Source organism: Ruminococcus sp., from assembly GCF_016283395.1.
Window position 1 is genome coordinate 37,103 of sequence record NZ_JAEEMU010000056.1, and the last position, 9,859, is coordinate 46,961.

Sequence of the window (9,859 nt, forward strand, 5' to 3'; positions counted from 1 at the left end):
GCTCACACCTCCTCGGTATCGCTGAAATAAGACAGCAGGCTTTCCTTGTTTACAAGTATCTTGCCACGTTCTCCTGCACCTGCACGGAAATATGTGACCTTGTTCTGCGCTATAAGCATACGCATTGTATGATCGCTGAGCCCGTGTACAAGCTCAGTACACTCTTTAATTGTGAGAAAAGACACATTGTCTTTCTTGGGTTTTGGCTGCTCAACAGCAACAGGTACAGGAACTTCTTTCACGGTCTCGTGATGATCGTCCTCAACGGTAAGCTGAATGAGCAGGCTGATGATTTGATTTACGATTTCTTTCTTCTCTGTAATAGTCATAACAGACCTTCCTTTCGTTGGTGAAAGCTCTCTAAGTCTCTCACCACAGTTATCAATTTTATTTACAGAGATATGCATAGTGCTTGTACAACTATGGTCAACCGCTGGACAAGTCACGCCAGAAAAAGCGATTGAAAAACAATTAAAACTAACAGAATATGATGCCAGAAATGCCTAAAACTACGGCTTTATCTGAATTTGAGTTCGAGACACTAAAAATAGCAGAAACTTGTTTCCTTACTCAAAGAGATAATTTTTCTTATCTTATTAAAATTGAATGTTACGGTTCCATTGAGAGCCTGAAACAAACGGTAGTCTTCTACTTAGTATTAGACTTAAGCGTATTATACGCCCATCGTTAACGATGGGCGTATTTTTATTATATAATGTAATTTTTTTGGAGGTAAACATGAACAATTTTAACATTTTATATTGGGAACAATACAAACTGATTGAAAAACAATTAATCGATCTATCTGAATATGTTAGCATAGATAAGAAAAACTATTCTACATTTTCTAACAGATTAATATTTATGTATTTGGCTATTTGTTCCGAGATAGACTCTGTAGCAGATGAGCTTTGTGAAAAGCTCGGAGCTAACTCAAAAGAGCGATACGGAATAAACAATAAGATAAACATCATTCTTGAAGAGTATGAAAATTTAATGCACTGGAGGTGTTCAACATTGCCGCCATATCAAAAAATTAACATTGAGCCTTTCGTTGGATTCAAAGAAAATGATACGGCAGAATGGTGGAAAGATTATAATAAAGTTAAGCATTTCCGTTTTAAAAAAGAGGATAATGGCATCTACAACTATGAACTCGCAAATTTAAAGAATGTTCTTTTTTCACTTGTTGCGCTTTATTTGCTTATAATCAAACTAAACTGTGAAAGTATGGAGCTCAGCTGCGATAAATTCAAATCAGAACTTTTCAATATCGAGCATCTCTGAAAAATACGTCCGATTTTTCGATAAATTATATGTAAAGTTCCATTATTCTGCTAAAGAGAAATCATAAAAAAGAGCAATAAATGCATAACATTAATCATAATATACGATTGACTTTTTAACTATTGTATGATAAAATGTATTTATTCAAAATATAATTTTTAAATCAAATCATACAGGAGGTTTATTATGAAAAGTACAAACAAAGTTAAAAAGCTCATCAGCCTGATAGTTACAATGGTGATCTCTGTATCTATTCTTGCATTTACTACTGCAACTACAACAGCAGAAGCACCTAACTACAGCTCACCATACCCTGCACTCCGTGTTCAGGCACACGTTCAGAATATTGGCTGGCAGGATCCTGTAACAAAAATAATGGGCGACAGAGATAACCCGGGAACCAGCATCGTTGTAGGTACTACAGGCAGATCACTCAGACTTGAAGCTTTAAGAATTGGTATCATCAATCGTCCTGTTGGCGGCGGCGGTATCGAAGTAAACGCTCATCTCGCAGGCAAAGGCTGGACAGGCTTCAAAAGAGCAAACTTACCTAATACGCTCGAGATAGGAACAACAGGTCAGTCAAGAGCTATCGAAGCTGTTCAGATCAGACTCACAGGTCAGCTTGCAAGATACTACACTATCGAATACAGACTGCACTTAGCAAACACAGGCTGGACAGAATTCACCAGAAACGGCAGGGTTTGCGGAACTACAGGTCAGTCTCGCCGTGCAGAGGCTCTGGAAATAAGAATTAAATAAGAAAATCGCACAGAAACATCAACTCGCAGGTATTACCTGCGAGTTTTTCTTTTGCCATGATAAGGTCATAATTCGCTGCAAAAATTTATTATTTCCGGTAGTAAACATATTCTGCTGCCTCATACATTTCATGTTCTACAAAAGGGAGATATTACTAAAAATATCACATTTTGGCTACCGCAAGCAGTCAATGCTCGGAAAAGAGCTCATTTTTTCTCCGAAAATCCCTATTATATCATCGTATATCGTATCATCATAACACCTGTCCGAAGCAATAGTGAACTCATCGAGGCTTTTCGTCAAAGCCCACAATTACGACCCGAAAAGCAGCCGTTTTTCTGTTATCCGCCGCTCATAAAGTATATATTTTGCTATTACGAACAGACTTACTTAATATTTTTGATATATACAAACTGTTTAGCGGCATATAGTTTTCATAAACAGAGATTACCATTTATACAGTTTGTATTAAATATTAAGTAATATTTTTTGCGTATTATGTATTTTTAGTTAATACACAATACCTTTTACTCAAACCTCAATCCTGTCTATTTTAAGCCAAACTTTCAAAAAACAAAATCCGTTTTTGCCGCTCATAGCACAATATGAACATTTTTTGAAGTTGAAATATCCACCTTATCATCATTTTAGGGGTTGATGAAAACTTATATAAAGGTGTATAATTTTATTATAAAGAACATATGCAGTAACAAGCCTTCCAATCAAAATCAATTAGTATTTCGATTATGAGGGATTTTTTTATCACCGCAGCACGAGGTACTAATGCTACTAATTTAAAAATGTGAGGTGAAATAATGAATTCAGAGGCGATCTTTAATGCTGCTCATTCAACAGCTATAAGACTTTTAGAATCAGGAGCTTTTGTTACACCGTCTGACACAGTCTGCGCTTTGCAGACAGCCTCCGGTAGGATCTTCACCGGCATTAGCCGCTCAGACATGAATAATCCTATCCACGCCGAGATCGACGCGGTAAACAATATGCTCGCATCAGGCGAAAGAATAGTTATCGGTCTTCTTCTGATAAGCACACAGATGAGGACTCCAATGCTGCCATGCAGCAATTGTCTTGGCTATATTTTATCGCTTGCACAGGAAAACATGGGGTGTATGGTCATGCTGCAGGACAGGATGATCAGCATAAACGAGGTCGGGATGTTTGCCGCGCCGCCACCACCTATGGGCGGAATGATGGAAAATCCCAATTTCGTCGGACATACACCTATACAGCCGCAATTTACATCAGCCCACGCTGTCGCTGCTGCACCTATCCCTCCACCACCTCCTGCATCCATTACAGCACCTCCCCCCGCACCTGTTCCACCAGCATCTGATGCAGATACCCCTGAACCCGATATTACAACAGTCTCAGAAACTTCAGCAGCGAACACCGAAAACGCTACGGGCGATCTTCTGAAAAACAAGGTCAACAGTCTTTTAAGATCAGTTGACGATGACACTGACGAGTTTCTTGATAGTTTGCCAACAAAGAAAAAGAAATTTGGCTTCTTCAGGAAGTAATATTTAAAAAAACAGGGAGGTTTTTTTAATATGAGAGGACAAAAAAAGATGTCTGCTATAAGCCTCGCGCTTATAATACAGCTTATTATAATGGTAGTGCTGTCTTTAGCTATCACAAAAACAATAAGCTCAACGACACGAAGCAATTCTATCCGCAATCTTGAAACAATTACTGAAGAACGTGCAAACATCATCGAAACATACGTAAGGAATGCCGAGGATAAGCTTACATACTTCAGCAAGGCAGGCGAAGTAAAAAAGCTCCTTCTCAATCCTGAAAACTCTGCACTTCAGGCTTCCGCTCAGGCTTATACCGAGGACTATTCAAAAGATATAGATAACCTCGAAGGACTCTGGATAGGCGAGTGGAACACTCACTGTATCGCACATACAAATCCCGAAACAGTCGGAATTACAACAAGAAAAGAAGAAACTTCCCTCCGCCAGCTTCAGGACGCACTGGTAAGTGCAGGCGACGGAGTATACAACACAGGCATTATAATCTCCCCTGCATCGGGTAAACAGATAGTATCAATGTATAAAGCCGTATACGGAGACAACGGAGATCCTGTCGGCTTCGTGGGACTCGGAATATACACAGAGGGGCTTGTAAATACACTCGATACACTCTCTATCAAAGGTGTAAAAGATGTTTCTTACACTATGATAAATGTCAAGGACGATAAGTATATATTCAATAAAAACTCAGACCTCATCGGTACTGAGACTACAAACAAGACTATCAAGTCCATATGCAAAGACCTTCGCGGCAACAGCAAGGACACGATAGGAAGCTTTGAGTATAAGGAAAACGGTACAAAATATATCGGTATCTACTCTTACATACCCGATTATAAATGGATGTTCATTCTCAATGATACAAAGAGCGAAGTTTATTCACTTTCGCATCTCATGCGTATCTATATGGCTGCATTCGGCGTTGCTGTCATAGTACTTATACTTATATTCAACTTTATCTCCAAGAAGCAGGAAAAGGCAAATCAGAAGCTTGCTTCTACTATCATCAAGAGCAACAAAACCAAGGAATCTCTTTATACTGCTATGTTCAAGGATGTTCTTACAGAAGTACGAAACAGAATCGCTTTCTCAATGGATTTTGAAGAAAAGACAGCAGATCCAAAAGAGCCTTATTACTTCGTAATGTACAATATAAACGGTTTCAGCGATGTAAATACCCGCTACGGAAACGATGTCGGTGACTGGCTGCTTGTCAGAACTGTTGATATCTTAGGTCAGGTATTCAAGGGCAGCAGGATATACCGTACAGGCTCAGATGAGTTCATCGTTGCTGTAAAGGGCAATATCAATGATATCGCATATACAGACGTTATCGAAGATGCTACAGACGCTTACAAACGTCTTACAGCAGGTCAGAATACCCCTATGGGTAGGATCAATTTCGAGTTCAGATCATCTGTCTGCAAGAAGAGCGGCGGTATCAATACTTCGATCATCACAGTCCTCAAGGACATGATAAATAAGAACAAAAACGCTACAGTTGGTCAGATCACTTACAATGACCTCGATTCATAAATTCACTGTACCCCTGCTTTATGCAGGGGTATTTTTTGTTGACAAGCTCCTGCTCATCGTGATATAATTAGTAAAACTGACCTTTTTCTACATTTTTCGACGGAGGATTATACTATGAATATTCTTGTTATCGGCAACGGTTTTGATCTCGCTCACGGTCTGCCTACAAGGTATCAGGAGTTCTTGGAATTCATGGCTAATTATGACTGGCATATAATAAGGGGCAGCAATACTCCTATTATTGTGCTGGATAAAGATAACTATGACAAACTTTATAAAGATTATTTTATAAACTTGTCACCTGAGTTAAAAACTGAATATACTCAGTTAATAGAGAACAATTCATGGCTTGAACATTTTATAATCAGATTAAGAGAAAATCTGAGAAACAAGGTGAACTGGATAGATTTTGAAGCAGAAATAGCTGATGTAATTCAGGAAATGGACAACATAAGAAAAAAACTATTAAACAACGAAGAAATAACAAATGATAAAAAAACTGAAAGTATAGAAACTGATTATGAAATAATAAAAAAAATAAGTCAGCCTTTAAAATACGGTCTAAGTCTTAACGGTAATTCTTATTCGCTCCAGAGAGTATCGACTATAAAAAACGAACTCATCAAAGACCTGAATAAACTTATACGCTGCCTTGAATTATACCTTACTGATTATATTGATTACTATATTGATCACTTTATGGATCATAATAAAGACACAAAAATAGAACCGTTTAAAAGCACAAGGTTCGATCATGTCCTTAACTTTAATTATACAAATACATATATAAAATTATACGCACCACATCTTTCAGGAAAATTCGAGAATGGTTTCTGCAACTACATACACGGAAGAGCCAAAAAAGAAAATAAAATCGAAGACTGCGACCTCGTCCTCGGAATAGGTGAATACCTTAAAGGTGATGAAAAAAATAACGATAACGAATATATTGAATTCAAGAAATTCTATCAGCGTATATACAAAGGAACAGGCAGCGCATATACAAGGTGGTTAAATAAGGAACTGATCGATTATAATGAGCATGATCCTGAAAAAAGAATACACACTTATATTTATGGACATTCCCTTGCAACAACTGACGCAGATATAATAGCAAACCTTATAAGAAAATCTGACAAAACAACGATCTACTATTACAGGAAGAGCGATCTGCACGATATTATCCTTAATCTTGTAAAGATAATCGGCGAGGAAGAGCTTATAAAACGCACCTCAGCCGAAAACCAATCTATTATTTTCAACCCTAATCCATAATCATATCGTATTGACAAAACAATGTAATTATGATACAATGATAAAAAATTCAAACGCAAGAGGCTGATAGTATGTTTTGGAAAATCAGAAACGTACAACTGAAAAAAGGTTATTATTTCCCGACTGCGGGGATAGTGCGCCCTTTTTCAGCTTTAGCCAGCTAAAGTTTGTAAAGGTACTATAATATAATATGCGCATTATCTCCTTAACTGCTTTTAAAATTCAGTTTAAGGAGATTTTTTATGTTTAATATCAGAAAACAATTATCAAAGCTATATTTATCATCTGTTCTCGGCAATTTATCCCTTACAGGAGCATGGGTAGCCATACTCGCTGCAAGAGGCTTCACGCTGGTCGAAATAGGCATAGCCGAGACAATATTCCATATCACGAGCATTATATTCGAGCTGCCCTCGGGAGTCATGGCGGACGTTTTCGGCAGGAAGAAAATGCTCATAGTCAGCACTATTATGCAGATACTGGGCAGTATCGCCATGATAGCTTCAAATGACCTGTTCATGGTATGTGTGGCTGTTGCTTTTCACGCGCTGTGTTATAACTTCTCATCGGGCACAGGCGATGCTCTCGCCTACGACTCAATGAAAAAGGCACGTATACAAGGCAAATTCGAGAAATATGAGTCCAATCAGCTGGTAATATACCGCGTTTGCAGCGGCATATCCACTCTCTGCGCAGGTCTTGCCCTTGCAATAGGCTACAGGCTCGCATACAGTACAGAGCTCTTAACCTGCATGATACAGCTGTACGTCATATCCACACTCAGTGAAGTCAACAGCAAAGGATTATCCCACTCCGAAAGCACAATGCAAAAAATACTTAGCTGTGTCAGGGAAAGTATTTCATTTCTAAAACAGGCTCGCAAGGCTCTCGGACTTATGCTGTGCAATTCTTTTGTGGGAGCTGTAGACATACTGCTGCTGTTCTTCCTACAGGCAAAGCTACCCGAAAAAGGTATACCGCAATGGGGACTTGGTCTTGCTCTGCTGTTTATGGAGCTCGGCGGCGTTGTAGGTTCAAGACTTATACTCAAATTCCCGAAAGTAAGCTATAAGGTCATATTTATGATAACAACAGCCCTTGTGCTTACGGGAGTCGGCATAGAACACTCTGCAAGCTTTATTATAGCTGCATTGGGCGGATTTATCTCCGCAGTCGGCGATGACGCACTACAAGTAAGGACAAATGCAAAACTGCAAAAAATGTTCCCCTCGGAACAGCGTGCAACTCTCACATCAGTGGAGTCATTCAGCTTCTCAGTTATAATGATAGTACTCTCTCCCCTTGCAGGCTTTGTTTTCACATACTGGTAAAAATAATACAGGGAACGCCTTACAGAACAAGGCGTTCCCTTATTTTACAGATATTGCTCGATTAATTCGGGCGGATAATATCCGCCCCTACAGTATTTTCATTAATATAAAATAGCCGTAAAATAAACTAGTGAGGACAGTGCGGCAAATACCACCGATGCGGCAAGCAGACCTGTTTTCATTACCTTTACGGCAGTCCTTCCGTCCTTTTCATCATCAGGTATAACAAAGCCAATGAAAAGAGCTCCGATAATAACAGTAGGCATAAGATAGCGGAAATTCATACTGCAAACGAACCTATAATTCATGGACAGCATATAAAGATTGCCCACAAGGATAGCATAGAAGCTTACGAAAAGAAGCTTCTGAACTTTGTCTGCCGCGCCCTTTCTGATAGTTCCAGCAATTATTGAAACGAAAGCAACTGCTGCAATGAAAGTGGCAAGCCAGAAAAGCAAAACGCAGACATTTTCCATATAATGCCTTGACGCAAAATTGTTTCCATTTATGAACTCGCCGAAAATGGAGTTCTTGAGAATAGCTATCAGCGGATTATGCTCGTTAAAGCCCTGTGGTGCGCCGTTTTCATCACGCCACAGCCAGTTCTCATAGACGTTTTTCACCTGAACAAGTGAAAAATCCGTGATTCGCTCCCAGAAAGTTATGCCTTTTATAGACTGATCCATTTCAGGGAGCTCCTGCACATAAGTAAGAGGTATGCCCCAGCGGATAAGTCCGCGCACAGGGAACCAGAGCCCGATAGGAGCACATATACAGCCGAAAACAGAGAACTGTCCAACGTATTTCTTCCACGAGGTCTTGATATTCCTTATAAAAACAACAAGAAATACAAGTGCGATAGGCGGTGCAACCAGAGCCGCTGAGAGCTTCGACATCATGCCCAGACCGATACAAAGAGCGATGCAGACAATGTTCCTCATGTTAGGTTCCTTGTACCATTTGAGGGTGAACCAAACAGCTCCCATAGTCAAAGCCCATGCGAGAGCGTCGTTGTTCACGAGGCTGCCGAGGAAAGTGAAGCATGGGTGAAAAGCCGTAATGATGAGCGGTATGTAAAGAGCCTTGCCGTCCAGCTTAAAATAGCGGAATATCTTGTATGCGGTAATGATTATGGTCAGTGCATAGAACATGGTTAGTACCTGTATGGACTCCACAGCCTTGTCCATATCCATGCCGAAAATACCGTTCAGTATCTTTATCCATACCGCACTTAAAGCGTGATTCAGAGGTGGGTGGCAATACTGGGATATCCCCCTGTAATCACCGTCATAGAGATGATGATTGTAAAAAAGATACGCCACGTAGCCGAGGTGTCCGGGAGCTGCTTCATCGGGTGCTCCGAACCAGTTAACGTCATGCTGACGCTCATAAACGGAAGTTCCCAACACATAGGTAAGCTTCACAGTAAAGCTGATGCAGAATATCAGCAGGCAGTTAAACTGTCGCTTAAACTCCTTCCTGTAAAACGTAAAATACAATGCCAGCGAAAGAACAGTGCCAACTATCATGACAATTGCGAGCCTTTGGTTGAACGTCCTTACATAGGAAATACCAAGTACTCCTATGGCAGCTGCGGCAATAGTGAAAGGCAGCGATACCTTGATATCATAGTCTTTCCGTCCGCACAAAACAGCGATAACAAAGGCGGATACCACACAGTAAACGAGGAACAAAGCTCCTATGCCAAATCTTGACTCTTCCATTGCCGAAGCGTGAAAAGGCAGCAAGGCAAGCATACAGGCAATAAAAGCCGAAATATACGAATGTGACGATAAAAATCCGAATATACGCGAAACAATATCCTCTGTCCCGCTTTTGTTGGCATGACTGATCTTCATTTCATTCTCCTTATTAAATCAGATAGTTAATTTTATCACATTACAGAGTTCTTGTCAAATAAAAAAGGACTACAAGAAGTAGTCCTTTGAGTGTCGGCACTGATTTAGTTTCCCGGGCCGTCGCCAGCCAAGTATCGTCAACGCGAATGAGCTTAACTTCCGTGTTCGGAATGGGAACGGGTGTGACCTCATTGCCATAAGCACCGACTAAATATTATTGAAAACTTTTGAAGGAATAAAGCGTAATGCG

At 39.9% G+C, this 9,859-nt stretch carries 8 protein-coding genes and 1 rRNA gene; 6 read left to right on the top strand and 3 right to left on the bottom strand.

Translation table 11 applies throughout. From position 1 onward, the window contains the following. Nucleotides 1-2: 2 nt before the first annotated feature. Nucleotides 3-329 carry a DNA-binding protein gene (locus QZZ41_RS14555; protein WP_295073742.1) on the bottom strand — a complete coding sequence of 109 codons (327 nt, stop codon included), beginning with the start codon at nucleotides 327-329 and terminating at the stop codon, nucleotides 3-5. Between the two features lie 409 nt (nucleotides 330-738). Here QZZ41_RS14555 and QZZ41_RS14560 point away from each other — a divergent pair, with 409 nt between their 5' ends. The 6 genes from QZZ41_RS14560 to QZZ41_RS14585 all read left to right on the top strand — a co-directional run bounded on the left by QZZ41_RS14560 (nucleotide 739) and on the right by QZZ41_RS14585 (nucleotide 7,750). Further along, a complete protein-coding gene (locus QZZ41_RS14560) occupies nucleotides 739-1,287 on the top strand; it encodes a hypothetical protein (protein WP_295073745.1) in 549 nt (182 codons plus the stop codon). A gap of 186 nt (nucleotides 1,288-1,473) precedes the next feature. Next, on the top strand, nucleotides 1,474-2,049 hold the full coding sequence (locus QZZ41_RS14565; protein ID WP_295073748.1) for a hypothetical protein: 576 nt from the start codon (nucleotides 1,474-1,476) through the stop codon (nucleotides 2,047-2,049). An 815-nt stretch (nucleotides 2,050-2,864) separates the two neighbouring features. Further along, nucleotides 2,865-3,590: a cytidine deaminase gene (locus tag QZZ41_RS14570; RefSeq protein WP_295073751.1), complete on the top strand. Its 726-nt coding sequence runs from the start codon at nucleotides 2,865-2,867 to the stop codon at nucleotides 3,588-3,590. Between the two features lie 30 nt (nucleotides 3,591-3,620). Then, nucleotides 3,621-5,144: a diguanylate cyclase gene (locus QZZ41_RS14575; protein WP_295073754.1), complete on the top strand. Its 1,524-nt coding sequence runs from the start codon at nucleotides 3,621-3,623 to the stop codon at nucleotides 5,142-5,144. A 114-nt stretch (nucleotides 5,145-5,258) separates the two neighbouring features. Continuing rightward, entirely contained in the window at nucleotides 5,259-6,419 is a 1,161-nt protein-coding gene (locus tag QZZ41_RS14580; RefSeq protein WP_295073757.1) for an AbiH family protein, read from the top strand. 242 nt (nucleotides 6,420-6,661) lie between these two features. Continuing rightward, nucleotides 6,662-7,750, top strand: a complete 1,089-nt coding sequence (locus tag QZZ41_RS14585; RefSeq protein ID WP_295073759.1) for an MFS transporter — start codon at nucleotides 6,662-6,664, stop codon at nucleotides 7,748-7,750. A 101-nt stretch (nucleotides 7,751-7,851) separates the two neighbouring features. On the opposite strand, the gene QZZ41_RS14590 is transcribed toward QZZ41_RS14585, so the two are convergent. Together QZZ41_RS14590 and rrf are read right to left on the bottom strand one after the other, a co-directional pair. Beyond that, on the bottom strand, nucleotides 7,852-9,609 hold the full coding sequence (locus QZZ41_RS14590; RefSeq protein ID WP_295073762.1) for a glycosyltransferase family 39 protein: 1,758 nt from the start codon (nucleotides 9,607-9,609) through the stop codon (nucleotides 7,852-7,854). Between the two features lie 91 nt (nucleotides 9,610-9,700). After that, nucleotides 9,701-9,817, bottom strand: a 5S ribosomal RNA gene (rrf, locus tag QZZ41_RS14595). Between the last annotated feature and the right edge of the window lie 42 nt (nucleotides 9,818-9,859).